Raw genomic sequence first — 26584 nt, 5'->3', positions numbered from 1 at the left:
GCACACGGCCTTCTGCTCATCACACGTTGGGACTGCTCATGCCTCAAGCTGCGGTTGAGCCGGGTCGTCGCTCTGACGTCGTGGTGCTACAACCTGTGTGGCTGCCTGAGATGCTGCCTGAGGTCATCATCGCCGGCCGCTACTCCGGGGCCCCCAACATGGAAGTCTTCCTGAAAGGCCATGCCGGGGACCGGCTCAGGGTGAACCGGCAGACCCGCCGCGAGTACATCGACGCCCCCGCCCTCACCATCGGCCTCGCCGTACAGCCGGACGTACTGCGCGACATCGGCAAGGTGAAGGGGTTCGAGGGACGCGGACTGCTGGCCCGCTTCCTGTACTCCCTCCCCGTGTCCACGGTCGGTGAACGCGAGATCATCACCGCCACCGTTCCGGAGACGACGGCCGCCACCTACACCGCCCGGGTCATCGACCTCACCCTGTCCCTCGCGGAGTGGACCGACCCGGCCGTCATCCAACTCAGCCCGGAAGCCGACGCGGCCCTGATCACCTATCAGAAGCGCATCGAACCCCAGCTCAAGGCACGTGACGGCACGCTGGGGCACATCTCCAACTGGGCCGGAAAACTTGCCGGCGCCACCGCACGCATGGCCGCGCTGCTGCACCTCGCCGAACACCTCGGAGAGGGCTACGCGCACCCGGTCCCGGAAGCCACCATGCGCGCGGCCATCGAACTGGGGGAGTACTACACCGCCCACGCCCTGGCCGTGTTCGACGTCATGGGCGCCGACCCGGTCCTCGGCCGGGCCCGCAGTGCTGGACGCGCTGCGGGACAACGGATGGCAGGACGTCAGCCGGCGAGACGTCTTCACCGTCCTGTCCCGCTCCGAGGTCCCCACCGTCGCCGACCTCGAACCGGCCCTCGCCCTACTGGAAGACCACGGATACCTACGCAGCTACCAGCCGGAGCGCACCGGTAAGCGCGGACGCCCACCGGCGCCCCGCATGCAGGTGCACCCCGCCCTGCGGGACTCCGGAGCTTAGGGCCGCAACCGTGCGACCCCGCCCGCACAAACCGCAAAATCCGCAATAACCCCCAGCACCCCGCTGACCTGCGACGGGGCCCCGCACCACCTCGCCGCGGGGCCCCGCCGCGCAATCCCGCGATATTCCGCAAAAAACCGAGCCGCGCCCCACCGGCCAGAGCCGCCCGCCGGATGCCGCTGATTTTTGCGGAATATCGCGGATTTCTGCGGGGCACCCCCCGCCGCCACCCGCGCACCGCATCGCCCCAGGTCAGTGGACGTCTCCGCTGTTTCTGCGGATTTTGCGGTTTGTGCGGCGGCACCTGCTCAGGAACCCAGCACACAGGAGTGAGCTTTGGACGAGCACGCCACCCCCGCCGCCCCCATCGACGACGACCCGACCCTCGTTTTCCTCAAGGTCGAAGAGGCCGCCCGCCGACTGCGCATCGGCCGAACTACCTGCTTCGCCCTCATCCGCACCGGCGAACTGGAGTCCGTCATGGTCGGCGGGCTCCGCCGGGTTCCGGTCGACGCACCGACTGCGTACGCGACCCGTCTCCGTACCGCACAACGAGCCGCTTGACGATGCCTGGGGCGACGGCACTCCCGGACAGGACAGCGCGCCGCCCCGGTCTCCATCCCGACACCCGAAAACAGGAGTCTGCCCGTGGCAGAAGAACAGAAGCGCACTCGACAGCCCAACGGCCGTAGCTCGATCTACCTGGGCAAAGACGGTAAGTGGCACGGCCGCGTCACCGTCGGCATCCGCGACGACGGCACCCCGGATCGCCGTCACGTCGAACGCAAGACCCGCGCTGAGGTAACGGCCGCCGTACGTGAGTTGGAGAAGCAGCGCGACGCCAAGACCGTGCGGAAGCCCGGCAAAGCGTGGACGGTCAAGGCGTGGCTGACGCACTGGATCGAGAACGTTGCGCCCCTCGCCGTCAACGACAACACGATGGTCGGGTACGGCGTCGCCGTGCGGAAGCACCTGATCCCCGGCTTGGGGGCCCACCGTCTTGACAGGCTCAAGCCCGAGCACATCGAGGTGTTCTACGCCAAGATGCAGGCCAACGGCAGCAAGCCCGCGACCGCTCATCAGGTGCACCGAACCCTCCGCACCGCCCTCAATGAGGCCGTACGGCGCGGGCATCTCGGCAAGAACCCCGTTCAGTTGGCCAAGGCGCCGAAAACGGGGGAGTACGAGGTGGAGCCCTACACCGTCCAAGAGGTACAGCGGTTGCTCAAGGCCGCTGACCAACACCGCAACTCCGCCCGCTGGGCCGTAGCCCTCGCCCTTGGGCTGCGCCAAGGGGAAGTGCTTGGTCTCAGGTGGGAGGACGTAGACCTTGACAGTGGGTTCCTCATAGTTCGGCGTAGTCGTCACCGGCCGCAGTACGCCCATGGATGCATGGCTCCCTGTGGGCGTAAGACTGCCGGGTACTGCCCCGAGAGGCGCCGCACGAACCCGGAGTTGTCCACCACCAAATCGCGCGCCGGCCGCCGCGCCGTCGGTCTCCCTGAACAACTGGTCGACCTACTCCGTGCTCACTTCAAGGCGCAGGAAGAGGAACGAACGACGGCCGGCAAACGATGGGAAGAGAACAGGTTGGTCTTCCCAGATGAACACGGCCGTAGTCCGTCCCACCGTCGGGACTGGGCTGAGTGGAAGGCCCTCCTGGCCGAAGCGAAGGTTCGTGACGGGCGTCTGCACGATGCGCGCCACACGGCCGCCACCGTGCTGCTCATACTCGGAGTACCCGAGCGCGCAGTTATGGGCCTCATGGGCTGGTCCACAACCGCTATGGCCGCTCGCAATCAGCACATGGTCGACTCGGTCCGAACAGGTATCGCTGGACAAGTCGACAGTCTCATCTGGAAGGTGGACGACGGCTCACCGTAAAAAGGATAAGCCTCGGGGTGGACATCGCCACGCGCGAGAGCCCGCCCGGAAGGGGTCCGGGCGGGCTCTGAGGTGATCAGGTAGTGCGGTGGCGCGTGCGGCTCAGACGGGTGTCACTGCGTGGTCCGGGGGGCCAGGACGTCGGTAAGGAGCTTATCCTCCACGCCGTTGCACTCGTACTGAGTGTTCTGCACGATCCACGCGCTACGGGCCGCTTCTTGGTTGCCGAGGCGCAGGGCGATGTCTCGGGCAACCGAGTTCGCCTCATCGGTCGGGAGGCGCAGCCACTGCCCGCACGTCTTGACAGCGCCGTCCTCCTCGTCGCCGCCGGTCGCACCGATCAGCGACATGATGACGAAGACAGCCGCGACGGTAAGGACAGCGATCAGGGCGACCGCCGGCCACCCTGAGCCTCCGTTCTTGACCGAGCTGCGGTTGTCTTGGCGGTTGTCTTGGCGGTTGTCTTGGCGGTTGTCCACCCTGGCCTTGCCGCGGGCTCCCGCGTACGCGCTGCCCGCGCCCTGGATGTTGCCGTTGCCCGTGGCCTGCTGGGCGCCGCTGCCGAGCACGTTGGAGTTCGAGACGTTGCCGGTCCTGGTGCTGTGGTCGTTGGTGACGGTGGTGGTGCCTGGCAGCATCTCCACCAAGAGCTCGAACGTGTCAGCCGCGTCGTCGGGGTGCGCGGCGGCGTATGAACGCAACATGACGTTCAGCCTTGACCGCACGAGGTGCTTGTTGCCTGCGATGACGTCGCCGTGGTGCTCGTCCAAGGCGGCGGAGAGGTCCGCGCGCTCGTCGCTGGTGTCGCCGAGAGTGTCGGCGATGCGCGTACGGAAGGTTGCCCATCCGTCGGAGGCCATCGCCTGTATGACGCCGGAGACCAAGCTCCCGACGAGGAGTTCCATCATTGCGCGTCCCTTTCGTTCGCCACTCTGGCGAGTGTGCTGCCCTTCTCCTATCAGGCGGCTGTGACACGTGAGAAATCGATTGGGGCCGCTTGTGATCGGCGGCACATTCCATTTCGGAGGCGAGTTAGTTGGACGTCATAGCGGTTTGACGCGGAGAAGCCAAATTCCGGTTGCTGTATTTGTTGCCCTCGAACAGAACCAGGTGCTCGAAGAGCGTGCGGTTTTCAGACAAGCGCAGTCGACGTACGAAAAACCGCTGGTCATCGCGTGATCGTGGCCGGATATAGACGTTACTCAACCCTTTGTTTAGACATGCACTGCTAGTTTCGCTCAGAGAATAATCCGACTTAAAAAATCAGCCGTGCGCCCACTCGGGCAATCGGCGACTGAGAGTTGTCTCTACGGATTTGTTTACCGGGTTGATTAAGGCGCACGCCGGGAGCGTGAAAGGGGGCGCACGCTTAAAAGGTATGGACTTTACGAGGTGCATTGAAATGTCAAATTGGGATAATCCCTTCGCCGAACCCGTCGGGATGGGCTCGGTGAAAGGGGCGGGCAGTCCGTTAGGCCGGGGCTTCGGTCGTCTCGCTGCGGTGGACCCTCTGGCGGGCGTCAGGCTCGGCTTGCCACTCGCGGAACGTGCGCCCGTTCATGCAGCGCTGGAACCGCGGTATGCGGTTGCTCGGCATGCCGACTGGCGCGGGCCCGAGGACGGCGAGAACGTCGCCGCTGTCCTGTGAGTGCCAGCCGGCCGCGCGGATCCCCGGTATGTCGGGGAAGACGTCGGCGACGCGGTCGCGGGCGGGGTCAAGCAGTTCGTCCTCCGTGCCGGATGTCGGACGTCCGGCGGACGCAGCGGGTGAAAGACCTGATGAACGAGTTCCAGGGACGCTGTCGCGGTTCCTTGACGAGCCACCAGTGACGGTGTTCCGTCTCGCCCTCTCAAGAGTGCGGCGAGGTTGCTTAGCCGTGCTGGGCGGCAGGCCGCCGACTGTGCTCCGGCCTGCCTGGGTCGCAGGCTGGGTGAGCATTCGATCGCCAACTGAGACGGGAACTGAGACGGAAAGCCGACAGGCGGCATCCCCGAAGGGGTGCCGCTCTGTCGTTCTGCCTGGTCAGACCACCAGAGGCCGTGGCGGGAATCGAACCCACGTAACTCGCTTTGCAGGCGAGTCCCTGAACCACTCGGGCACACGGCCGGGTCGACAGCGTCAGGGGTGTGATTCCTGTCGCTTCGAACTCGATGGGAAGACCGTAGGCCGGGCTCCGGCGGGGGCTCAAGAGGTCCGGGGGCGCTGCAACGGGACTGCCACACGCCGTTCATGAACGGCGGGGCGTACGACCAAGGTCCCGGGTGGTGGGGGACTTCCGACAGGGGCGTATGTCGGTGGTGCCCCTTACGCTGGCGGGCATGGCCGACTCCGAGGCGCGTGACACGGGCGTCACGCCGAACCCCGCCCCGCCCGCCGTCCCCGACGACGCGGACGGTGTGCTGAGCCGCTCCCACCGGGGGCTCAGTATCGGGATCGTGTCGGTCGTGCTGCTGATCGCGTTCGAGGCGATGGCGGTCGGCACCGCCATGCCGGTCGCGGCGCGCGAGCTGGACGGGATCTCGGCGTACGGATTCGCGTTCTCGGCGTACTTCACGACCAGCCTGTTCGGGATGGTGCTGGCGGGCCAATGGGCGGACCGGCGGGGGCCGTTGGGGTCGCTGACCGCGGGGATCGGTGCCTTCGCCGTGGGGCTGGTGCTGTCGGGTACCGCCGGGGCGATGTGGCTGTTCGTCCTCGGGCGGGCCGTGCAGGGGCTCGGCGGCGGACTGGTGATCGTCGCGCTGTACGTCGTGGTCGGGCGCGCCTACCCGGAGCGGCTGCGGCCGTCGATCATGGCGGCCTTCGCGGCGAGCTGGGTCGTCCCGTCCGTGGTCGGTCCGCTCGCCTCGGGCGCGGTGACGGAACAGCTGGGCTGGCGCTGGGTGTTCCTGGGCATCCCGGTGCTCGTCCTGCTGCCGCTGGGGCTGGCGCTGCCGCAGATACGGCGCAGGGCCTCCGGGCCGGTGCGGACGCGGGGAGCGGCGGCCGACTCCTCCTCGACGACCGCCTCCGCCTCCACCCCCGCCTCCACCTTCGGCGGCCGTCGCATCCGGCTCGCCCTCGGGATCTCGCTCGGCGCCGGGCTGTTGCAGTACGCGGCCCAGGACCCGCGGTGGTGGTCGGTCGTGCCTGCGGTCGCGGGGGTCGGGCTGCTGGTGCCGGCGGTGCTGGGGCTGTTGCCGCGCGGGACGTACCGGGCGGCGCGGGGGCTGCCGTCGGTGGTGCTGCTGCGCGGGGTGGCGGCGGGGTCGTTCGTGGCGGCCGAGTCGTTCGTGCCGTTGATGCTGGTCACCCAGCGGGGGCTGTCGCCGACGCTCGCCGGTTTCTCGCTCGCGGCGGGCGGGGCGACCTGGGCGCTGGGCTCCTGGGTGCAGGCGCGGGCGCGCGTGGAGCCGTACCGGGAGCGGCTGATGACGGTGGGGATGCTGCTGGTCGCGGCGGCGATCACCACGCTGCCGGGGGTGCTGGTCGACTCCGTGCCGGTGTGGACCGTGGCCGTCGCGTGGGCCTTCGGGTGCTTCGGGATGGGGCTCGTCATCTCCTCCACCAGCGTTCTTCTGCTCCAGTTGTCCGCCCCCGAGGAGGCGGGGACCAACTCCGCCGCGCTCCAGATCTCCGACGGTCTCACCAACGCGCTGCTCCTCGCGGCGGGCGGCGCCGCCTTCGCCGCGCTGGGCGGCGGCGCGGTCGGCCATACGGCCGCCACGGCCGCCGGTACCGCTTCCCACCCGGCGGCCTTCGTCGCGGTGTTCCTGCCGATGGCGGGGGTGGCGCTGGTGGGAGCGTGGGTGACCACGCGGCTGCGGGACCACTGAGGCAAGTTGGTACCAATCTGGCCCCATGTGGTGGTACCGTTTTGGTATGGCCATGAACCTGCGTCTCCGCGACGACCAGACCGAAGCTCTGAAGTTGCGCGCCGAGGAGGAGGGCACGAGCATGCACGCGATACTGCTGCGGGCCGTGGACGACTATCTGGCCAGGACGGCTCACGAGGTGCTGGTCCGTAAGGCGGCCAAGGAGCAGACCACCAAATGGGCGGAGTTGCTGGAGCGGCTGAAGTGAGCTGTGTCTATCTGACGGCCGAGGATGTCCTGGCCATCGCCGAACACGCGGTCGATGACCAGGTTGTCGTCGTGCGCGATGCCGGTCTGCTGGAGTCTGCCGTGCACCGCCCGTCGGCTGCGATGTTCGGACAGGAGGCGTACACCGACCTGTTCGACAAGGCGGCCGCACTCCTGCAGTCGTTGGCGATCAACCATCCCTTCCTCGACGGCAACAAGCGCACCGCCTGGGTGTCCTGTGTCGTCTTCCTCGCGATGAACGAGGTGCAGTTGCGGCCGGACATCGACGTGGCGGAGCGCCTGGTCATCGGCGTTTCCACCGGTGCCCTCGACGAGGTCAAGGCCATTTCCGAGGTGCTGCGAGACCTGGCCGAGTAGGGATGTGACCTCGGTCCCATCCCCGGGCGGCCCGGCGGGATCGGCGCCTCGTCGCAACCCCGCCGCCGGTAGGGTGGCCCGGTTGTCATACGCAGTCGCGGTGTCCGCGTCGCCGCGCGAGTCGCCCGGGGCTGCCATCTGCCGCTCGACCCCCAGACCGGAGACCGTGACTACCACCGCCACCTCCTCGAACCACCACCTCTCTCCCGCCTTCCCCGGCCGTGCCCCCTGGGGTACCGCCAGCAAGCTGCGTGCCTGGCAGCAGGGGGCGATGGACAGGTACATCCAGGAGCAGCCGCGGGACTTCCTCGCGGTCGCGACCCCCGGCGCCGGGAAGACGACCTTCGCGCTGACGCTCGCGTCCTGGCTGCTGCACCACCATGTCGTGCAGCAGGTGACGGTCGTGGCGCCCACCGAGCATCTGAAGAAGCAGTGGGCCGAGGCCGCGGCACGGATAGGGATCAAGCTGGACCCGGAGTACAGCGCGGGGCCGCTCAGCAAGGAGTACGACGGCGTCGCGGTCACGTACGCGGGTGTGGGCGTGCGGCCCATGCTGCACCGCAACCGCAGCGAGCAGCGCAAGACCCTCGTCATCCTCGACGAGATCCACCACGCCGGTGACAGCAAGTCCTGGGGCGAGGCGTGCCTGGAGGCCTTCGAGCCCGCCACCCGGCGGCTCGCCCTCACCGGCACGCCCTTCCGTTCCGACACCAACCCCATCCCGTTCGTGGCGTACGAGGAGGGGGCGGACGGGATCCGGCGGTCGTCCGCCGACTACACCTACGGCTACGGCAACGCGCTCGCCGACAACGTCGTGCGGCCCGTCATCTTCCTCTCCTACAGCGGCAACATGCGCTGGCGGACCAAGGCGGGCGACGAGATCGAGGCCCGTCTCGGCGAACCCATGACCAAGGACGCGATCAGTCAGGCCTGGCGTACGGCCCTCGATCCGCGCGGCGAGTGGATGCCGAGCGTGCTGCGCGCCGCCGACCAGCGGCTCACCGAGGTCAGGAAGGGCATCCCGGACGCCGGTGCCCTCGTCATCGCCACCGACCAGGACTCCGCCCGCGCCTACGCCAAGCTGATCCGCGAGATCACGGGGACGAGCGCGACGGTCGTCCTCTCCGACGACTCGGGCGCCTCGAACCGTATCGACGAGTTCGCTCACGGCACCGACCGCTGGATGGTCGCCGTGCGGATGGTGTCCGAGGGCGTCGACGTGCCCCGGCTGGCCGTGGGGGTCTACGCCACCACCATCTCCACCCCGCTCTTCTTCGCCCAGGCCGTCGGCCGCTTCGTACGGTCCCGGCGGCGCGGCGAGACCGCGTCCGTGTTCCTGCCGACCATCCCCGACCTGCTGACCTTCGCCAACGAGATGGAGGTGGAGCGGGACCACGCCCTCGACAAGCCGAAGAAGGAGGGCGAGGAGGACCCGTACGCCGAGGAGGACAAGCTCCTCGCGGAGGCGGAGCGGGAGCAGGACGAGGACACCGGCGACCAGGACATGCTGCCGTTCGAGGCGCTGGAGTCGGACGCGGTGTTCGACCGGGTCATGTACAACGGCGCCGAGTTCGGCATGCAGGCCCACCCCGGGAGCGAGGAGGAGCAGGACTACCTCGGCATCCCGGGTCTGCTGGAGCCGGACCAGGTGCAGTTGCTGCTCCAGAAGCGGCAGGCGCGGCAGATCGCGCACAGCCGCAAGAAGCCGGACGCGGAGGCCGATCTGGTGGAGCTGCCCGCCGACCGGCGGCCCGTCGTCACCCACAAGGAACTGCTGGAGCTGCGTAAACAGCTCAACGGCATGGTCGGCGCGTACTCCCACCAGTGCGGCAAGCCGCACGGCGTCATCCACACCGAGGTACGGCGGGTGTGCGGCGGACCGCCGAGCGCCGAGGCCACGGCCGGGCAGCTGCGGCAGCGCATCGCCAAGGTGCAGGAGTGGGCCACCCGGATGAGGTGACCGACCTTCGGGACGTGCTCCGAAGGTCCTGGGCGGGCGGGCGCTCTGCGCTGGTGCGCCCGCACATTTCGCGACAAATGCAAGTAGTCCGTACCGGTCACTGACCGGATTCTGGACGGAGTCTTCCGCTCAGCGAACCGGCTCGTCTACTGTCCCGCTACGCACACGCCCCGTGGCAGCGCCGCCGCGGAGCGCAGCCGTGAAGCGACTCCGCCCGGATCATCCGGGTTCAGCCGATCGGCGGCCTCTGTGGCGCGACGCCGACGGGACCGGTGACGCATCAGCCGTGACAGGGGTCGCCGCCTCACCCAAGAAGGAGTGGGTGTCGTGACCGCGGAGACCTCTCAGACACTCGACCGGGGACTGCGTGTCCTCAAGCTGCTGGCCGACACCGATCACGGACTGACCGTCACCGAGCTGTCCAACAAGCTCGGGGTGAACCGAACCGTCGTGTACCGCCTGCTCGCCACCCTGGAGCAGCACTCCCTCGTCCGCCGTGACCTGGGCGGACGCGCCCGGGTCGGGCTGGGCGTGCTGCGGCTCGGGCGGCAGGTGCACCCCCTGGTACGGGAGGCCGCGCTGCCCGCGTTGCGGTCGCTGGCCGAGGACATAGGGGCGACCGCCCATCTCACCCTCGTCGACGGGACCGAGGCGCTGGCCGTCGCGGTCGTCGAGCCGACCTGGACGGACTATCACGTGGCGTACCGGGCCGGCTTCCGGCACTCGCTGGACCGGGGGGCCGCGGGACGCGCGATCCTGTCGGGCCGCCAGCAGCCGGGGGACTGGCCCGGGTACACGCTCACCCACGGGGAGCTGGAGGCGGGGGCCAGCGGGGCCGCCGCACCGCTGCTCGGGGTGACCGGGGTCGAGGGCAGCGTGGGCGTGGTCATGCTGGCGGACGCGGTGCCGGAGCGGGTCGGGCCGCGCGTCATGGACGCGGCCCGAGAGGTGGCCGACGCGCTGCGGTGACGCGTGGGGGCGACGGAGACCCGCCGCCTCGACCCTCTCCTCGTTCAGCAGGTCCGGTCGCTCCGGTCGTTCCGGTCGCTTTGGCCGCTCCGGTCGTCCAGCGTGCTCAGCCAGTCCAGTAGACGGTCGGTGAAGGCCTCCGGCTGCTCCATGTTGGGGTAGTGGGCCGCACCCTCGATCGAGACGGCCCGGCCCCCGCCCGCGACCGTCCTGGTCAGGCGCTCGGCCATGGCGATGAGGTCGGGGGCGTCCAGAGCGCCGTTGAGGGCGAGCACGGGGACGGCGATGGTGGCGGCGCGGGCCCAGGTGTCGGTCACCGGGACGTGCCAGTCCGTCTCGCCGAGGGTGTGCTTGGCGGCGGTGGCGCGGCTCATCTCCCGCACACGCCGCACGATCTCGGGGTCCACGTCGTCGACCGCCCGGTGCGGGCCCGCGACGGTCTCGCCGACGATGTCCAGCCACCTCTCGATGTCGCCCGACATCAGCGCGCCGTAGTACCGGGCGGTGCTGTCCTTGGTCCACGGGTCCGTGAGCTCGGGCTCGCTGGTCCCGACGCCGCTGACGACGAGGGCGCGTACGAGCCCGGGATGTTCCAGTGCCGTGTCGACGGCGGTGCCGCCGCCCATCGACAGGCCGACCAGGATCGCCGGGCCGGTGTCCAGGTGGCGCAGCAGCGCGGCGAGGTCGTCGGTGAACCGGAAGGGCCCACTCGCGTTGGCGGAGGCGCCGTGCCCCCGCGCGTCCGGGGCGATGACCCGGTGGCCGGCCGCGAGGGCGGGCACCAGATCGTGCCACATGCGGTGGTCCGTGAAGCCGCCGTGCAGCAGCACCAGCGGAGGGCCCGAACCGACGTCCTGATAGGCGAGCGGGCCGTCGTCGGACGCGAACGTGCGCAGGGTGACCTGCGAGGTCTCGGTCATGACAACTAGGGTGTCATGACGAACCCATGATGACAACCAGGTTGTCATCATGGGGTGGGTGGAGTGCGGAGGTGACCGCCCCCGTGGCGAAGAACGGAGAATGGCCCCGTGACCCCCGTGACAGAGAACGATGAGCCGCTGCCGCCCGACCTGCTCGCCGGGCGGCTGTCCGAGGTGTTCGCCGTCCTCGGCCCCCTCTACCGGCGGACGACCCGTGCGCTGGAGCTGAAGGAACGCAAGGAGGGGTTCCCCGTCGGCGTACGCGCCGTGCTGGAGCTGTTGCGCATGGGCGGGCAACCCATGACCGTGCCGCAGATGGGCCGGACGCTGGCGCTGAGCAGGCAGTTCGTGCAGCGCATGGTCAACGAGGCGGCGGGCCGGGACCTCGTCGAGGCCGTCCCGAACCCCGCGCACCAGCGGTCCTCCCTGATCAGGCTGACCGACACGGGCCGGGCGACCATCGACGCGCTGGTCGCCCGGGAGCGCGTGCTGCTGCGGCAGGCGTGCGACGACCTGACCGGCGCCGACATCGACGCCTGCGTACGGGTGCTGACGCGACTCCTCGCGCTCTTCGAGGACGTGGACGTCAACTGAGCCCCAGGGTCCACGGCCGGTCCTTCGGCCCCCTGGCTTTCGGCCCCCTGGCTTTCGGCCCCCTGGCCTTCGGCCCCCTGGCCTTCGGCCCCCTGGCCTTCGGCACACCGGCCATCGGCCCCCGGCCATCGGCCCCCGGCCTTCGGCCCCCGGCGTCGGCTCCACCCTCGACCGACCGCCCCCTGGCCGGAACCGGCCTCACGTTAGATTGACCCCGTGCTCTCTCGTCTCTCCAGCCTTTCGCGTCCCGTGGCCGTAGCCGTCTGCGCCCTTCCCGTGGTGGGGCTGCTCGCCACGGCGGTGTTCGCGCCGTTGCCGTTCTCCGTGGCGCAGCCGGGGATGACGGCGAACGTGCTGGGCGAGAACAAGGGGGACCCGGTGATCACGATCAGCGGCGCGGAGGCCCGCAAGACCAGCGGGCAGCTGCGGATGACGACGATCGAGGCGACCGGACCGGGCACCCGCGTCGGACTCGGCGACGTGCTCGACGGCTGGTTCCGCACGGACCAGGCCGTCATGCCGCGCGAGGCGGTCTACCCCAGCGGCGACACCACCGAGGAGATCCAGAAGCACAACGAGGCCGAGATGAAGGAGTCCCAGGACACGGCCACCGAGGCGGCGCTCGCCTACCTCGGCGAGGACTCCGGCGACATCGAGGTCACCCTGCGGCTCGCCGACGTCGGCGGACCCAGCGCGGGTCTGCTGTTCTCCCTCGGCATCGTCGACAAGCTCGACGGCGACGGCAGCGGCGGCGACCTCACGGGCGGTCGGGTCATCGCCGGTACGGGGACCATCGACACCGCCGGCCGGGTCGGCCCCGTCGGCGGGGTCGCGCTCAAGACCCAGGCGGCCCGCCGCGACGGCGCGACCGTCTTCCTCGTCCCCAAGGCCGAGTGCGCCGACGCGCAGAGCGAACTGCCCAAGGGGCTGCGGCTCATCCCGGTGACGACGCTGAAGGGCGCGGTCGGCTCGCTCGTGGCGCTGGAGACGGGCGGGGGCAAGGTCCCCAGCTGCTGAACGGCGGCCTCGTCCTCACCCCGTCCCCCCGAACCCTTCCTCCGCCGTCGGGCCCGAGGCCACCTGGTGAGCCGCCTGCGCCGCTTGTGCCGCCTGCTCCACCAGCGGGATGATCCGCAGCGGAACGGGGTTCTCCATGACGATCGCCGTGGCGGCCCGGACGATGCCGTCGATGCCGACGACCCGGTCGATCACCCGCTGGAGATCGGCGTTCGAACGGGCCACGAGCCGGCAGAGCATGTCCCCGCTGCCGGTCGTCGTGTGCAGCTCCAGCACCTCCGGGACGGTCGCCAGGTGGGCCCGTACGTCGGCTCCCTGTCCCTGTCTGATCTGCAGCGTCGCGAACGCCGTGACCGGATAGCCGAGCGCGGCCGGATCGACCTCGGGGCCGAACCCGCGGATGACTCCGTGCGACTGGAGCCGGTCCAGCCGGGCCTGCACGGTGCCCCGCGCGACCCCCAGCCGCCGTGACATCTCCAGCACCCCGATCCGCGGCTCCCGCGCGAGCAGGACGATCAGCTGCCCGTCCAGATGATCGATCGCCATCAGACCTCCCCGGATGCTCACCCCGTACAGAACAAGCAGGCGTAGGCGTACTGCCTTGCACAGATTGTCCTGCGTGAACCCGAAGTGTTGCGCACCCTGCGGGGTGCGGGTGACGAACCCCGCACCCCCCACCCCCTCACGCGAGCCGCCCGCCCACCGAGACGTACGGGTTCAACCGCCGCGCCTCCGCGAGGTGGCGCCGCGCCGGGGCCTCCAGCCCCAGCGCCCGTTCGATCACCCCCCGGTGATACGCGCGGACCGCGCTCCGCGCCTCCCCACCCCGCGCCCGATCCGTCGCCCTCCGGGCGAACCCGAGCGCCTCCCGGTCTTCCCCGGCCCGATGCAACGCCCACCCGAGCGCGTCGGCCACCCGCACCCCCGGCTGACGATCCCACTCGGCCCGCAGCACCCGCACGGCCACCTCCGGATCGCCGTGGTCCGCCTCCAGCGCGCCCAGGACGAGCGCCTCGTCGACCCCGGCCGCGGCGGACCGTGCCATCAGGGCACGCGCCACGCCGTACTGCTCGCGCGCCTCCTTCCGCCGCCCCAGCGACTCCAGCAGCTCGCCCAGCCGCAGCGCGACTTCCGCCGACGGCCGCCGCGACAGCGCGGTCCGGTACGCCCGCACCCCCTCCGCCGGCCGCCCCAGCGCGGCCAGCGCCCGCCCCCGGCAGGCGTCGGCGTCCGGCTCGCTCCGGGCGCCCTCGCAGTACCGCAGCGACTCCGCCGCCTCGCCCCGCTCCCACGCCAGCTCCCCGGCCAGCGTCCACCACGCGGCGCCCGCGGCCGACGGCCCCGCCGGCGTCGTCTCCGAGGCCGCCGCGTCCGAGATCGCCGTGGCCGCGTCCTCACGCGCCCCCTGGTCCCAGTAGACGCGCGCGGCCCGCGCCCGGGCCGCCGGACCGGAGTGGAGGGCGAGCATCCGGTCCAGGGTCGCGCGGGCCGCCTTGTACCGGCCGAGCCCGTCGTACGCGTCGACGAGCAGCGCGTACGAGGTCCAGCGCGCCGGCGCCACCCGTACGGCCTCCTCGCCCCAGCGCTGCGCCGTCCGGAAGTCGCGGCGGGCGTTCGCGAGAGCGGTCAGGCCTTCGAGGGCGGCCGCGTTGCCGTCGGGCCCGAGCCGCAGCGAGGTCCGCAGGGCGCGTTCGGCCTGCGGGTAGTCGGCGACACGGCCGGTCCGCCGGGCCCGCTCGGTGTACGCCACGCCGAGCACCGCCCAGGAGGCGTGATCACGCGGACGGGCGCGCACCCGGGCCTCGCGTTCCCGCACGGCCGCCGCGACCTCGGCCGGCGCGACGGGCAGCCCGGCGACGAGCGCGGCCCCCGCCGGGCGCCCCTCGGGCCCGGCCGCACCCACCACCCGTGCCACCGCCCCGCCACCACCGTCCGGCGGCACGACCATCAGCACACCTCCGAGCACCAGGCACCCGACGACGGCCCCGGCCACTCCCCGCCCCCGCCCCGGACCCGGCCCCTGGGCGCACCCGGCGACCCGGCGCAGCGCCGCCCGCACCACGTTCTCCACAGACATGCCGCTCACTGTGCGTCAATACGACGACCACATCACGTACGCCCGATGGCTCGCGTCGACGGGTTCACACCGATGGCCGTGGAATGCGACCCTGTGATCATGAGCCGTAGCGAAGCCCCGCTCATCGAAGACGCCGTGACGACCGGCAACCTCGTCGACCGTCTGCTGAGCGGACTGCCCACGGAGGCGGTCCTCGTCGATCCCGACGTCACGGCCTCGTACGCCAACGACATGGCGAGCTTCTGCGAGGCGGGTGTCCCGGCGGTCGTCGTGCTGCCCCGGACCGTCGAACAGGTCCAGCACGTCATGCGCGTGGCCACCGACCTGCGTGTGCCGGTCGTCCCCCAGGGCGCGCGCACCGGTCTGTCCGGCGGGGCCAACGCCTCCGAGGGGTGTATCGCCCTGTCCCTGACCAGGATGGACCGGATCCTGGAGATCAACCCCGTCGACCGCATCGCCGTCGTCGAACCCGGCGTCGTCAACGCGACGCTCTCCCGCGCGGTCAACGAACACGGCCTCTTCTACCCGCCGGACCCCTCCAGCTGGGAGATGTGCACGATCGGCGGGAACATCGGCACGGCCTCCGGCGGCCTGTGCTGTGTGAAGTACGGGGTGACCGCCGAGTACGTCCTCGGCCTGGACGTCGTGCTCGCCGACGGACGGCTGATGTCCACCGGCCGGCGTACCGCGAAGGGCGTCGCCGGCTACGACCTCACCCGGCTCTTCGTCGGCTCCGAGGGCTCGCTCGGCGTCGTCGTACGGGCGATCCTCGCCCTGAAGCCGCAGCCGCCGCGGCAACTGGTGCTGGCGGCGGAGTTCGCGTCGGCCGCCGCCGCGTGCGACGCGGTGTGCCGGATCATGGCCGGCGGGCACGTCCCCTCACTGCTCGAACTCATGGACCGTACGACGGTGAAGGCCGTCAACGACCTCGGGCACATGGGACTGCCCGAGACCACCGAGGCACTGCTCCTCGCCGCGTTCGACACCCCGGACCCGGCCGCCGACCTCGCCGCCGTGGGGGCGCTGTGCGAGGCGGCGGGCGCCACCCAGGTCGTCCCGGCGGACGACGCGGCCGAGTCCGAACTGCTGCTCCAGGCACGGCGGATGTCGCTCACCGCACTGGAGGCGGTGAAGGGCACGACGATGATCGACGACGTGTGCGTGCCGCGCTCGAAGCTCGGCGAGCTGATCGAGGGCGTGGAACGCGTCGCCGAGAAGTACGACCTGACCATCGGGGTCTGCGCGCACGCCGGCGACGGCAACACCCATCCCACCGTCTGCTTCGACGCCACGGACCCCGACGAGTCCCGGCGCGCCCGCGAGTCCTTCGACGAGATCATGGCTCTCGGCCTGGAACTCGGCGGCACGATCACCGGCGAACACGGTGTGGGCATCCTCAAGAAGGAATGGCTGGCGCGGGAGCTGGGCCCGGTGGGGACGGAGATGCAGCGGGCGGTGAAGTCCGCCTTCGACCCGCTGGGCATCCTCAACCCGGGCAAGCTGTTCTGACCCGCGCCCCCTGCGCCAGCCCTCACTGGGCGAGGAGTTCCGCCAGGCCGTCGTCGATCCGCAGCATGTCGAACTCCGCACCCGGCGGCACCACCCGCAGGGTCCGCTCCAGCCAGGCCGACACGGCGGCGGCCGGCGCCTCCAGCAGCGCGTCCCCGTCCGGCGAGCTGAGTGCCATCAGCACGACGCTCCGGCCCGACACCTTCGTCGGCCACACCCGCACGTCCCCGTGCCCGCACGGCCGGAACACCCCCTCCACCAGCAGCTCCCGGGCGAACGTCCAGTTCACCGGGCGGTCGGAGTTGATGTGGAAGGCGATGTGGACGGCGTACGGGTCGTCGCTGCGGAAGACGAGCTTGGCCGGTACGGGGATGCTGCGCTCGGGCGACAGGACGAGTCCCAGCTCCAGTTCGCGCTCCACGACGGTGTGCCGCATGGTGATCGTTCCTCTCTCGTGGCGGGTCCCTGTGCGCGGGCCCGTACGAGTGAGAGGGGCGAGGACCCCCGCGCATTACGCGGGTTCGCGGAACTTTTTTCCGCCGGGTCCACCGGCCGGCTCCCGGTGACCGGCGCCCTCGCGGGCCCGTAGCAGATCCGTGCGTGAATGGGGCGGGTCCGGAGGCAGCGGTCATGGACAGGGCCGGCGTCTGGTAGATCTGGACGCCTCCACCAAACCCACGAGCAGATACGGGACGACGGACATGAGCGCCCCAACCCCGGCCCCCGGCGACGACAGGCCCCGCGAAGGGTATTACCCGGACCCGTCCATTCCTGGATACGTCCGGTACTGGAACGGTGCGGCCTGGGTGCCGGGTACGAGCCGTCCGGCTCCCTCCGACGGCAGGCCGATCGCCCCGCCGTCCGGCTCCGGCCCGTCCGGCGCCGTGGAGGAGACGGGTCCGCACTTCTTCGACGAGGACCCCGCGCCCGACGGCGAACAGGACCGCCCGGCCTCCGACAACGCCCTGCACGGCTCCCGCCCCGAGCCCGCCTCCGCGTGGGGCGCCGACCGCTCCCGCCAGACCGGCTTCGGCGGCGACAAGGACCGCCGGGTGTCCTGGGGTTCGGCCTCCGGCCCGGACCCGCGCGACCCCCGGGTGTCCCTCGCGGCGGACGCGACCGCCCCCGCCGACGGCGGTGACCCCGGGCGTACGGCGAGCACGGACGGTACGGCGACGATCCCGCCGGCGGACACCGGCGAGGACGCCGGGGCCACCCCGGGCACGGTGGTGTTCCGCCGCCCGGCCCCGTCCGGGGGGCCGCGGACCGCCGGGAGCGCGGAACCCCCGCAGTCCGACGGGGGCGCGCCCGTGGCCCCCGTGCCTTTCGGCTCGCCCCTGACTCCCGCCCAGGTCGCCGCCCAGCAGGCCCTGGGTCTCGCCCCGCAGTCCGTCACGTCCTCGGCGTCCGGCCCCCAGCCGGGGCCGCCGCCCGCGCAGCAGGGCCCGCAGGCGGGTACCGCCCCGGCGGCGATCGCCCCGGCCGTCCCGGCCCCGCCCTCGGCGGAGCCGCAGCAGCCCCAGTTCGGCGGCGCCTTTCCCCAGCAGGCCCCCCAGACCGCACCGGCCGTCGTCGATCCCCAGATCGCCCCGTCCGCGCCCGGCGTACCCCAGCAGGCCGCCGTCCGGCCGCCGGCCGAGACCCCCATGGCCGTCGGGTACGGCGGCGGGCAGCCCTCCTGGGCGCAGCAGGTGCACCGGCTGGCCGGGGGCGAGGACGAGCAGCCGGTCGCGCCGTGGAAGCCGGTGGTGGAGGACCCCTTCCAGGCGGCGGCGCGGCGGCAGGCGGAGGCCAGGCCCGCGGGGCTCGGCAGACGGCTCGCCGCCCGGCTCGTGGACAGCCTGGTCGTCGGCACCGTCACGGCCGCGGCCGCCGTGCCGTTCGGCACCAAGGCGATGGACCACATCGACGAGAAGATCGACGCGGCCAAGCTCTCCGGCGAGCGGGTCACGGTCTGGCTGGTCGACGGCACGACCTCCGTCTACCTGGGCATCGTCCTCGGTGTCCTGTTCCTTGTCAGCGCCCTCTACGAGGTGCTGCCCACCGCCCGGTGGGGGCGCACCCTCGGCAAGAAGCTGTTCGGGCTCGACGTCCGGGACATCGAGGGCCACGAACCCCCGTCGTTCGGGCGCTCCCTGCGGCGCTGGCTCGTCCACACCGTCTCCGGGCTGCTCGGCATCGGTGTGATCGGCGTCCTGTGGTGCGTGTGGGACAAGCCGTGGCGCCAGTGCTGGCACGACAAGTCGGCGCACACCTTCGTGGCGGGCGGGTAGGGCGCACTCCGTACTCCGTACGGCCCCGTGCCGGATGCGGAGCCGGGGGGTTCGCGGTCGACTCGGGCCATGAGTAGCGAACCGCCGCCCTTCGGCTCCGGTCAGTCCCCGGACGACGACCGGTTCAGGAAGCAGCCGCCCCCGCCGCACCAGGGCGGCGGCTCCCCGTACGACCCGCCGCCCCGGCAGCCGCCGCCGGACGGGGGCGGGCAGCAACCGCCCTACGGCAATCAGCCGCCGCCCTACGGGAGTCAGCCCCCGCCCTACGGCGGGGACCCCTACAGCGGCGGGCAGTACCCGGGCGACCCGCTCTCGGGCATGCCGCCGCTCGCCGACAGCGGGAAGCGGGTGCTCGCGCGGATCATCGACATGATCCTGGTGGGGATCGTGGTGGGGCTGCTGGCGTGGGCGTTCAGGATCAGCCAGTACACGGTGGACTCGGACGACTTCGAGTTCGGCAGGTCCCTGGCCCAGGAGGCGCTCGCGGCGGTCCTCTACATCGCGTACGACACGTTCTTCACCGTCAGGAACGGCCAGACCCTCGGCAAGAAGCTGCTGAAACTGCGGGTGGCCGACCTCGACGACGGGTCCACGCCCTCCACGAAGACCGCACTGATCCGCGCGGCCGTGCTGTGGATCCCCTTCGCCTTCTGCTGCGCCTGCGTCTGGACGGCGATCGCGGGCGGCTGGAGCTTCTTCGACAAGCCCTACAAGCAGGGTCTGCACGACAAGGCGGCCAAGACGGTGGTGGTCAGCACCGCCTGAGCGCGCGGTCCCCGAACGACGACGGCGGGTCCGTGGCACACGGGCCCGCCGAGACGTTTCAGCACACGGTCACCGGGTGCCGGTTCAGGAGCCCGTCCGCTCGTGCACCGGCTCACGGACCGCCTCGGCCCGCGCGGCCGGGGAGGCCGGTACGGGAGCGGCGGACGCGCGGGCGCGGGGCACTGCGGCGCCGGGCGCGGGCTTGGGCTGCGGCACGGTCAGGGAGACGAGCAGGCCCAGGGCCAGGGCGGCCAGGGCGATCACCGCGATGCCCGCGCCGGAACTCGTCTGGGACAGCAGCAGCATGGCGAGTGTGGACAAGATCACGGTGCAGGAGCCGTAGGCGAGCTGTGCGGTCGTCGGACGAGGCATGGCAATCGTGTCCTCGGGTGGGGTCTCCCCGTGCCTCTCAGGATGAAGGGGAGGGTGCGGATACGAATCAAAGGTGAAGCAGGGGGGTCGACTTGGCTTTCACCGACTTCCGGCGCTCCGCCACTCGACTCTATTCGCCAGGGTGCCCGAGTGGAACGACGGGTAAGCGTGACCTGACACACGGTGCCGGGTGCACAGGGGGCGCACGGGTTCATGCCCTCCGGCAAGTCGACGCATATGCGCGCCGGTTCGGAAGACGCGTGAGCGGTGCACATCACGACCGCATAACGAACAAGTGCTTCCCGTAGACGCCGATAGTGCACTTGACCTGTCCAAGTCAAGATCTGTTTTTTCTCTCGAAACTCCGGTCGAATGGCGTCACTTGACTACACGCGTATACCGCGCGCGGACTCCTCCACACAGGACCATCCTCCTCCGCGCGAACGGACGCGGGGGAGGACCTCAAGTGACCAGTAGACCCTGGACGTTCAGAGCTGCCGCCATCGGCGTCGCGGTCGCCACTGCGGCGGCGACCATGTCGGCCCTCACGGTGGCGCAGGCCGCCGACGGCACACCGGCGGCTGTGGACCGGCACGACCCGGCGGACCACGAGCACGCCGGCGAGCACGACCTCGACGGACCCCTGAGCAAAACTCGGGAGGCCCAGCGCGAGGAGGCCCTGCAGCAGGTCATATCCGGCGACGCCACGGTCAAGGACCGTGACGGCTCGCAGGTCGTGAAGCTGGACAGCAAGAAGGGCAAGAGCAAGTACGTCGAGCTCGGCCGCGAGAAGACCGACAAGATCTTCACGATCCTGGTCGAGTTCGGCGACAAGATCGACAGCCGCTACGGCGGCACCGCGGGCCCGCTGCACAACCAGATCGCCGAGCCGGACCGGGCCAAGGACAACTCCACGGCCTGGCAGGCGGACTACGACCAGAAGTACTTCCAGGACCTCTACTTCGGCACCGGCAAGAACGACGAGTCGGTGAAGAAGTACTACGAGAAGCAGTCCTCGGGCCGCTACTCGGTCGAGGGCGAGGTCTCCGACTGGGTCAAGGTCCCCTACAACGAGGCCCGCTACGGCAACAACAAGTGCGGCCAGACCAACTGCTCCAGCGTGTGGAACATCGTCAGTGACGGTGTCACGTCCTGGGTCGCCCAGCAGAAGGCAGCGGGGCGCACCGACGCCGAGATCAAGGCGGACGTGGCCGAGTTCGACCAGTGGGACCGCTACGACTTCGACGGCGACGGCGACTTCAACGAGCCCGACGGCTACATCGACCACTTCCAGGTCGTGCACGCCGGTGAGGACGAGTCCGCCGGCGGCGGCGCGCAGGGCGAGGACGCCATCTGGGCCCACCGCTGGTACGCGTTCGGCACCGACGCGGGCGCGACCGGCCCGGCCGACAACAAGCTCGGCGGCGCCAAGATCGGCGACACCGGCATCTGGGTCGGCGACTACACCGTCCAGCCGGAGAACGGCGGCCTCGGTGTCTACGCCCACGAGTACGGCCACGACCTCGGTCTGCCGGACCACTACGACACCGCGGGCGGCGACAACTCCACCGGCTTCTGGACGCTGATGTCGTCCGGTTCCTGGCTCGGCACGGGCAAGGACGCCATCGGCGACCTGCCCGGCGACATGACCGCCTGGGACAAGCTGCAGCTCGGCTGGCTGGACTACGACACGGCGAAGGCGGCGACGAAGTCGCGGCACAAGCTCGGGGTCGCGGAGTACAACTCCAAGGACAAGCAGGCCCTCGTGGTCGAGCTGCCGAAGAAGGAGGTCTCCACCGAGATCGTCGTTCCGGCGCAGGGCTCGACCCAGTGGTGGAGCGGCAGCGGTGACAACCTCTCCAACACGCTGACCCGTTCCGTGGACCTCACGGGCAAGTCCTCGGCCGCGCTCAGCCTCGACGGCTGGTACGACATCGAGGCCGAGTTCGACTACCTCTACACCGAGGTGTCGACCGACGGCGGCGCCAACTGGACCGCCGTCGACGGCACGGTGGACGGCGCGGCGATCCCGCGCGACGCCAGCGGCAAGCCCGCGCTGACCGGCTCCTCCGCCGCGTACAAGAAGCTGTCGTACTCCCTGAACGCCTACGCGGGCAAGAAGTTCGACCTCCGCTTCCGCTACCAGACGGACGGCGGCGTGGCCCCGAAGGGCTTCGCGGCCGACTCCATCGCGCTGACCGCCGACGGTTCCGTCCTCTTCTCGGACAACGCGGAGAGCGCGGACGCGGCCTGGACCGCCAAGGGCTTCTCCCGCGTGGGCGCGTCGATCACGGACGACTACGCGCAGTACTACATCGCCGAGAACCGTCAGTACGTGTCGTACGACGAGACCCTCAAGGTCGGCCCGTACAACTTCGGCTTCTCGACCACGCGTCCGGACTGGGTGGAGCACTTCCCCTACCAGAACGGTCTGTTGATCTGGAAGTGGGACACCTCGCAGGCGGACAACAACACCAGCGTCCACCCCGGCGCGGGTCTGGTCCTGCCGGTCGACTCGCACCCGGCGGCGCTGAAGTGGGCCGACGGCACGGTGATGCGCAGCCGGATCCAGGCCTACGACTCGCCGTTCAGCCTCTACCGCACGGACGGTCTGACGCTGCACAAGGCCGACGTCCCGACGACCATCCCGTCGTCCGCGGGTGTGTCCGTCTTCAACGACCGGACCAACACCTACTACGACGCGCTCACCCCGCTGGCCGGTGTCAAGATCACTGACACCAACACCAAGATCGAGATCGTCAAGGAGGCCGCGGACGGCTCCACGATGTCGGTCAAGGTCGGCCCCGCGGTGAAGTAGCTCGTATTTCCGCAGGTCAGAGCATGTCCGGCCGCGACCCCCTTGGCGGGTCGCGGCCGGACGTGTTTAGGTGCGTGGTGTGGTCTTCTTATTGACACTGACACGCACGGGGGTGTGACCTGCATGGCCGCAGGAGGTTTCTGCAAACTGCCGGACGGCAATGTCGTCGTCGCCCTGAACCTGTCCGGGGCGGTGGCACCGGGTACGACCTGGGTGCCGCAGGACGACGGTGCCGTACGGGTCCTCGTCCTGGCCGCGAACCGCGCCAGGGCCCTGACCCGGCTCCGCAACCTGGGCATGCGAGCGATCTACCTCCGCGGCAACGCGGCGCCCCCGACCCCGGACGAGATCACGGCCGTCCTGCACCATCCCGACGGCCTGATATGGCGCACCTCACCGGTCTGCCCAGCCTCCACGACCCCGGAGCTGTGGCACCCGATCAGAGCGCTGCTGAGGAGGCCCACGGTGCCGGTGTGACCCGTGCGGCGCCCTTCGGGGGGTCACACCACCGGCTTGCCCGACAGCTCCACGCCCGCCTCCCGCAGCTCCTCCAGGGCCCGCTCGGTCGTCTCCTCGGCCACCCCGGCGGTCAGGTCCAGCAGCACCTGGGTGCGGAAGCCCTCCCGCGCGGCGTCCAGGGCGGTGGCCCGTACGCAGTGGTCCGTGGCGATGCCGACGACGTCGACCTCGGTGATGTCACGGGCGCGCAGCCACTCCGCGAGGGTCACGCCGTTCTCGTCGGCGCCCTCGAAGCCGCTGTAGGCCGCGGAGTACGCCCCCTTGTCGAAGACGGCGTCGACCGCGCCGGAGGCGATCACGGGGGCGAAGTTCGGGTGGAAGCCGACCCCCTCCGTCCCGGCGACGCAGTGGGCGGGCCAGGAGTGGACGTAGTCGGGGTTGTCGGAGAAGTGGCCACCGGGCGCGATGTGGTGGTCACGGGTGGCCACCACGTGCTGGTAGCCGGGGCCGGCCGCCTGGCCGATCAGCTCGGTGACGGCGGCGGCCACATCGGCACCACCGGCCACCGCGAGGCTGCCCCCCTCGCAGAAGTCGTTCTGTACATCGACGACGATCAAGGCGCGGCGCATGGTGTCGGTGTCCTTAGACTCTTCGGTGCTTCGGGGTGGGTGGGGTCGGCCGAGGGCTGGAGCGCGAACGCCGGAGCGCGAACGCCGGGCTTCGCATCTACGAACTTCCGAGCCTAGAGACTTCGGGAGCCGTTCGGGAGGGGGCATCCGGCGCTCGCCCGGTGCGCGGACCGGAGCACGAACCGAACACGCGGGCGCTCGGGGGCTCGCGGGAGAGCGTGCCGGACAGGTTCACTCCGGCCCACTCCCTGTGTGCGCCCGCGGATGGATCAGACGTACTCCGTCGGAAGGACCGCTTCCCCGCGCGACAGCTGCGTCGCCGACAGCGGCAGCCTCGCCCGGGCGGCCACATGCCGCTCGCGTACGACGTCCAGGGGCTCCCGGGAGAGCACCAGGCCGTCCTTGACCAGCGGGACGAGGAGCTGGTGTTCCCGCAGCTCCTCGGGCACCGGCCCGGTGCCGATCACCTCGGCCTGCGCGACGCCGTGCTCGTCCAGCCGCCGGGCCGCCCACTTACGGCCCCCGATGGACGTCTTCCCGCCGCTGGACTTCTTCGCCACCGGCACCAGCGGGTCCGTGGGGTCCGCGGACTCGGCCCTCGCGACGAGCTTGTAGACCATCGAGCAGGTGGGGTGCCCGGAGCCGGTCACCAGCTGTGTCCCGACGCCGTACGCGTCCACCGGCGCCGCCGCCAGCGAGGCGATGGCGTACTCGTCGAGGTCCGAGGTCACGATGATCCGGGTGTCCCGCGCGCCCAGCTCGTCCAGTTGCTGCCGCACCCGGTGGGCGACGAGGAGCAGATCACCGGAGTCGATGCGCACGGCGCTCAGCTCGGGCCCGGCGATCTCCACGGCGGTCCGCACGGCTTCGGTGACGTCGTAGGTGTCGACGAGGAGCGTGGTGTTCCGGCCGAGCGAGTCCACCTGGGCCTGAAAGGCGTCCCGCTCGCGGTCGTGGAGCAGGGTGAAGGCGTGGGCGCTCGTGCCGACCGTCGGGATGCCGTAGCGGAAGCCGGCGGCCAGGTCCGAGGTGGAGGTGAAGCCGCCGACGTACGCGGCGCGCGAGGCGGCCACTGCGGCCAGCTCGTGCGTGCGCCGGGCGCCCATCTCGATCAGCGGGCGCCCCCCAGCGGCGCTGGACATCCGGGAGGCGGCGGCCGCGATCGCCGAGTCGTGATTGAGGATGGAGAGGATCACGGTCTCCAGCAGGACGCACTCGGCGAAGGTGCCCTCGACCCGGATGATGGGCGAGCCCGGGAAGTACACCTCGCCCTCCTGGTAGCCCCACACGTCTCCGGCGAAGCGGTAGCCGGCGAGCCAGTCGAGGGTCTGCGCGTCGACGATGGAGCGCTCGCGCAGGAAGCCGAGGACGGCCGGGTCGAAACGGAAGTTCTCGACCGCGTCGAGCACCCGTCCGGTGCCGGCCACCACGCCGTACCTGCGCCCCTCCGGCAGCCGCCGTGTGAAGACCTCGAACACCGAGCGCCGCTCGGCCGTACCCGCTTTCAGGGCGGCCTGCAGCATCGTGAGTTCGTAGTGGTCCGTGAAGAGCGCGGTCGAGGGGACGTCGACCGGCAAACCGAGGTCCGCTGTGTTCATGGCAAGGGATCGTACTCCCATCTCGTCAATCTGACGATTTCTGGGTGGCCGTATCTCATGTGCCCTGGTCGCGGGGCCGCATTTGTGCGGGGACCCCCCTGTGGTGGCAGCATGGGCGGTGTGACGGCAGCTGTTCCCATGGAGATCGAGAAGACCGAGTCGGCGGAGGAGGCCTTCGCCGTACCGGAACCGGACGTTCCGTGGCTCACGATCGTCCACAACGACCCGGTGAACCTCATGAGCTATGTGACGTATGTCTTCCAGGCCTACTTCGGGTACTCGAAGGAGAAGGCCAACAAACTCATGCTCGACGTCCACCACAAGGGCCGCGCGGTCGTCTCCAGCGGATCACGCGAGGAGATGGAACGCGACGTACAGGCCATGCACGGCTACGGTCTGTGGGCCACCCTCCAGCAGGACCGGAAGTAGCGACGCACCTGATGCCAGGACAATTCGAATCGCTCCCCGGCGGCGGCGCCGCCGTCGCGCTCGACGAGGTCGAGATCTCCATCATCCGCTCGCTGGCGGTACAGCTCCTGGAGCTGATCGGCCCCGGCCCCGCCGAGGACGCCGACGAGGACCCGCTCGCCGAACTCTTCGCCGAGGGTCCGAGCGAGCCGCCCAAGGATCCCGTCCTGCTGCGGCTGTTCCCCGACGCCTACAGCGACCCCCAGGGCACCCCGACGGCCCGGGAGGCGGAGGAGCAGCGGGCGTACTCCTCGGAGTTCCGCCGCTTCACCGAGAACGACCTGCGGGCCGGCAAGCGCGAGAAGGCCCTCGCGGTGATCCACTCCCTGGACGCGCTCTCCGCGGCCGGGGAGGGCGGGGCCGTGCTGAAGCTGTCGGCGGACGACTCCCAGCACTGGCTCGGCTGCCTCAACGACCTGCGGCTCGCGATCGGCTCCCGGCTGGACGTCGTCGACGAGGAGGACACCGACCTCCTCTACCGCCTGCCGGACGAGGACCCGCGCAAGCCGATGGTGATGGCGTACCTGTGGCTGGGCGGCCTCCAGGACTCGCTCGTCACGACACTCATGCCCTGAGGGCGCCGCCCCTCCGAGGTCCCGGGCTCCCGGGGTCCTGAGGCCTCTCCACGCCCGCCGCACGGGCGTTCCACGTCTTCTCCACGGACGCTCAGTGTTCGCTCAGAGGACACTCAAATCCGGATAACGATCACGTCACCACGCCCGCGAGGGATGCCCTCGCGGGTGTTCTTTGTCCGCTTCTCCCTGTGTTGTGCGCCACAGAAGAACCGGTGGATCAAGATGGCGGCCGTGATAGATCTGCACGATCGCTCG

24 protein-coding genes, 1 tRNA gene and 2 pseudogenes are annotated in these 26584 nt (G+C 70.6%); 17 read left to right on the top strand and 10 right to left on the bottom strand.

The features are described 5' to 3' along the window. Positions 1–125: 125 nt before the first annotated feature. The 3 genes and pseudogenes from STRBO_RS40745 to STRBO_RS0134770 all read left to right on the top strand — a co-directional run. Positions 126–1002 (top strand): annotated as a pseudogene (locus tag STRBO_RS40745) (DUF3987 domain-containing protein); the annotation flags it as partial. Between the two features lie 336 nt (positions 1003–1338). Continuing rightward, on the top strand, positions 1339–1566 hold the full coding sequence (locus STRBO_RS0134775) for an excisionase family DNA-binding protein (RefSeq protein WP_005486770.1): 228 nt from the start codon (positions 1339–1341) through the stop codon (positions 1564–1566). 84 nt (positions 1567–1650) lie between these two features. Then, positions 1651–2886: a tyrosine-type recombinase/integrase gene (locus STRBO_RS0134770; RefSeq protein ID WP_005486769.1), complete on the top strand. Its 1236-nt coding sequence runs from the start codon at positions 1651–1653 to the stop codon at positions 2884–2886. A 113-nt stretch (positions 2887–2999) separates the two neighbouring features. On the opposite strand, the gene STRBO_RS0134765 is transcribed toward STRBO_RS0134770, so the two are convergent. From STRBO_RS0134765 to STRBO_RS0134760, 3 genes and pseudogenes are all read right to left on the bottom strand, one after another. Continuing rightward, on the bottom strand, positions 3000–3794 hold the full coding sequence (locus tag STRBO_RS0134765) for a hypothetical protein (protein ID WP_020115570.1): 795 nt from the start codon (positions 3792–3794) through the stop codon (positions 3000–3002). Positions 3795–4357: 563 nt separating this feature from the next. Beyond that, positions 4358–4624 (bottom strand): annotated as a pseudogene (locus STRBO_RS46115) (GP88 family protein); the annotation flags it as partial. 297 nt (positions 4625–4921) lie between these two features. Continuing rightward, positions 4922–4993: transfer RNA gene (locus tag STRBO_RS0134760), tRNA-Cys, on the bottom strand. 212 nt (positions 4994–5205) lie between these two features. Between STRBO_RS0134760 and STRBO_RS0134755 the strand changes: the two genes are divergently transcribed. The 5 genes from STRBO_RS0134755 (at position 5206) to STRBO_RS0134735 (ending at position 10255) form a co-directional block, all read left to right on the top strand. Next, the gene (locus tag STRBO_RS0134755) at positions 5206–6702 is read left to right on the top strand and encodes an MFS transporter (protein ID WP_005486765.1); all 1497 of its coding nucleotides are present in this window, start codon (positions 5206–5208) and stop codon (positions 6700–6702) included. 46 nt (positions 6703–6748) lie between these two features. Further along, the gene (locus STRBO_RS0134750) at positions 6749–6949 is read left to right on the top strand and encodes a ribbon-helix-helix protein, CopG family (RefSeq protein ID WP_005486763.1); all 201 of its coding nucleotides are present in this window, start codon (positions 6749–6751) and stop codon (positions 6947–6949) included. Beyond that, positions 6946–7326: a type II toxin-antitoxin system death-on-curing family toxin gene (locus STRBO_RS0134745; RefSeq protein ID WP_005486762.1), complete on the top strand. Its 381-nt coding sequence runs from the start codon at positions 6946–6948 to the stop codon at positions 7324–7326. Before STRBO_RS0134750 ends, STRBO_RS0134745 begins: the two co-directional genes overlap by 4 nt. Before the next feature lie 166 nt (positions 7327–7492). Further along, entirely contained in the window at positions 7493–9286 is a 1794-nt protein-coding gene (locus STRBO_RS0134740; RefSeq protein WP_020115568.1) for a DEAD/DEAH box helicase, read from the top strand. 327 nt (positions 9287–9613) lie between these two features. After that, entirely contained in the window at positions 9614–10255 is a 642-nt protein-coding gene (locus STRBO_RS0134735) for an IclR family transcriptional regulator (protein WP_013003228.1), read from the top strand. 44 nt (positions 10256–10299) lie between these two features. On the opposite strand, the gene STRBO_RS0134730 is transcribed toward STRBO_RS0134735, so the two are convergent. Next, positions 10300–11175, bottom strand: a complete 876-nt coding sequence (locus STRBO_RS0134730; RefSeq protein WP_005486757.1) for an alpha/beta fold hydrolase — start codon at positions 11173–11175, stop codon at positions 10300–10302. Positions 11176–11283: 108 nt separating this feature from the next. Between STRBO_RS0134730 and STRBO_RS0134725 the strand changes: the two genes are divergently transcribed. Continuing rightward, on the top strand, positions 11284–11769 hold the full coding sequence (locus tag STRBO_RS0134725; protein ID WP_005486755.1) for a MarR family winged helix-turn-helix transcriptional regulator: 486 nt from the start codon (positions 11284–11286) through the stop codon (positions 11767–11769). Positions 11770–11985: 216 nt separating this feature from the next. Further along, complete coding sequence (locus STRBO_RS0134720) at positions 11986–12786, top strand: S16 family serine protease (protein WP_245170637.1); 801 nt, start codon at positions 11986–11988, stop codon at positions 12784–12786. 15 nt (positions 12787–12801) lie between these two features. Here STRBO_RS0134720 and STRBO_RS40740 read toward each other — a convergent pair whose 3' ends face one another. Continuing rightward, positions 12802–13332, bottom strand: coding sequence for an Lrp/AsnC family transcriptional regulator (locus tag STRBO_RS40740; protein ID WP_020115566.1), 531 nt, complete (start codon positions 13330–13332; stop codon positions 12802–12804). A 136-nt stretch (positions 13333–13468) separates the two neighbouring features. Further along, positions 13469–14863: a tetratricopeptide repeat protein gene (locus STRBO_RS45575; protein WP_037627675.1), complete on the bottom strand. Its 1395-nt coding sequence runs from the start codon at positions 14861–14863 to the stop codon at positions 13469–13471. Positions 14864–14956: 93 nt separating this feature from the next. Between STRBO_RS45575 and STRBO_RS0134705 the strand changes: the two genes are divergently transcribed. After that, the gene (locus STRBO_RS0134705) at positions 14957–16372 is read left to right on the top strand and encodes an FAD-binding oxidoreductase (protein ID WP_005486750.1); all 1416 of its coding nucleotides are present in this window, start codon (positions 14957–14959) and stop codon (positions 16370–16372) included. Positions 16373–16394: 22 nt separating this feature from the next. Here the strand turns inward: STRBO_RS0134705 and STRBO_RS0134700 are convergent, their stop codons facing one another. Then, a complete protein-coding gene (locus tag STRBO_RS0134700) occupies positions 16395–16808 on the bottom strand; it encodes an SsgA family sporulation/cell division regulator (protein WP_005486749.1) in 414 nt (137 codons plus the stop codon). A 265-nt stretch (positions 16809–17073) separates the two neighbouring features. Between STRBO_RS0134700 and STRBO_RS0134695 the strand changes: the two genes are divergently transcribed. After that, on the top strand, positions 17074–18645 hold the full coding sequence (locus tag STRBO_RS0134695) for an RDD family protein (RefSeq protein ID WP_078531671.1): 1572 nt from the start codon (positions 17074–17076) through the stop codon (positions 18643–18645). A gap of 69 nt (positions 18646–18714) precedes the next feature. Then, positions 18715–19410 carry an RDD family protein gene (locus tag STRBO_RS0134690; protein ID WP_005486746.1) on the top strand — a complete coding sequence of 232 codons (696 nt, stop codon included), beginning with the start codon at positions 18715–18717 and terminating at the stop codon, positions 19408–19410. An 84-nt stretch (positions 19411–19494) separates the two neighbouring features. On the opposite strand, the gene STRBO_RS0134685 is transcribed toward STRBO_RS0134690, so the two are convergent. Further along, positions 19495–19782: a hypothetical protein gene (locus tag STRBO_RS0134685; RefSeq protein WP_005486745.1), complete on the bottom strand. Its 288-nt coding sequence runs from the start codon at positions 19780–19782 to the stop codon at positions 19495–19497. Positions 19783–20248: 466 nt separating this feature from the next. Here STRBO_RS0134685 and STRBO_RS0134680 point away from each other — a divergent pair, with 466 nt between their 5' ends. Both STRBO_RS0134680 and STRBO_RS0134675 read left to right on the top strand, forming a co-directional pair. Then, on the top strand, positions 20249–22600 hold the full coding sequence (locus tag STRBO_RS0134680) for an immune inhibitor A domain-containing protein (protein ID WP_020115565.1): 2352 nt from the start codon (positions 20249–20251) through the stop codon (positions 22598–22600). Positions 22601–22723: 123 nt separating this feature from the next. Then, entirely contained in the window at positions 22724–23077 is a 354-nt protein-coding gene (locus STRBO_RS0134675) for a hypothetical protein (RefSeq protein WP_005486742.1), read from the top strand. A 23-nt stretch (positions 23078–23100) separates the two neighbouring features. Here the strand turns inward: STRBO_RS0134675 and STRBO_RS0134670 are convergent, their stop codons facing one another. After that, positions 23101–23688 (bottom strand): isochorismatase family protein, encoded by a 588-nt coding sequence (locus tag STRBO_RS0134670; protein WP_005486741.1) that lies wholly within the window; start codon positions 23686–23688, stop codon positions 23101–23103. A 269-nt stretch (positions 23689–23957) separates the two neighbouring features. Next, on the bottom strand, positions 23958–25286 hold the full coding sequence (locus STRBO_RS0134665) for a nicotinate phosphoribosyltransferase (RefSeq protein ID WP_020115564.1): 1329 nt from the start codon (positions 25284–25286) through the stop codon (positions 23958–23960). A 111-nt stretch (positions 25287–25397) separates the two neighbouring features. On the opposite strand from STRBO_RS0134665, the gene clpS reads away from it, so the two are divergent. Both clpS and STRBO_RS0134655 read left to right on the top strand, forming a co-directional pair. Next, positions 25398–25715, top strand: coding sequence for an ATP-dependent Clp protease adapter ClpS (gene clpS / locus STRBO_RS0134660; RefSeq protein ID WP_005486739.1), 318 nt, complete (start codon positions 25398–25400; stop codon positions 25713–25715). A gap of 11 nt (positions 25716–25726) precedes the next feature. Next, positions 25727–26329: a DUF2017 domain-containing protein gene (locus STRBO_RS0134655; RefSeq protein WP_005486738.1), complete on the top strand. Its 603-nt coding sequence runs from the start codon at positions 25727–25729 to the stop codon at positions 26327–26329. The last annotated feature ends 255 nt before the right edge of the window (positions 26330–26584 follow it).

The organism is Streptomyces bottropensis ATCC 25435, from assembly GCF_000383595.1.
GTDB lineage: Bacteria > Actinomycetota > Actinomycetes > Streptomycetales > Streptomycetaceae > Streptomyces > Streptomyces bottropensis.
Note: the sequence above shows the minus strand (reverse complement) of the source record. Positions and strands in the feature narration are given on the sequence as shown.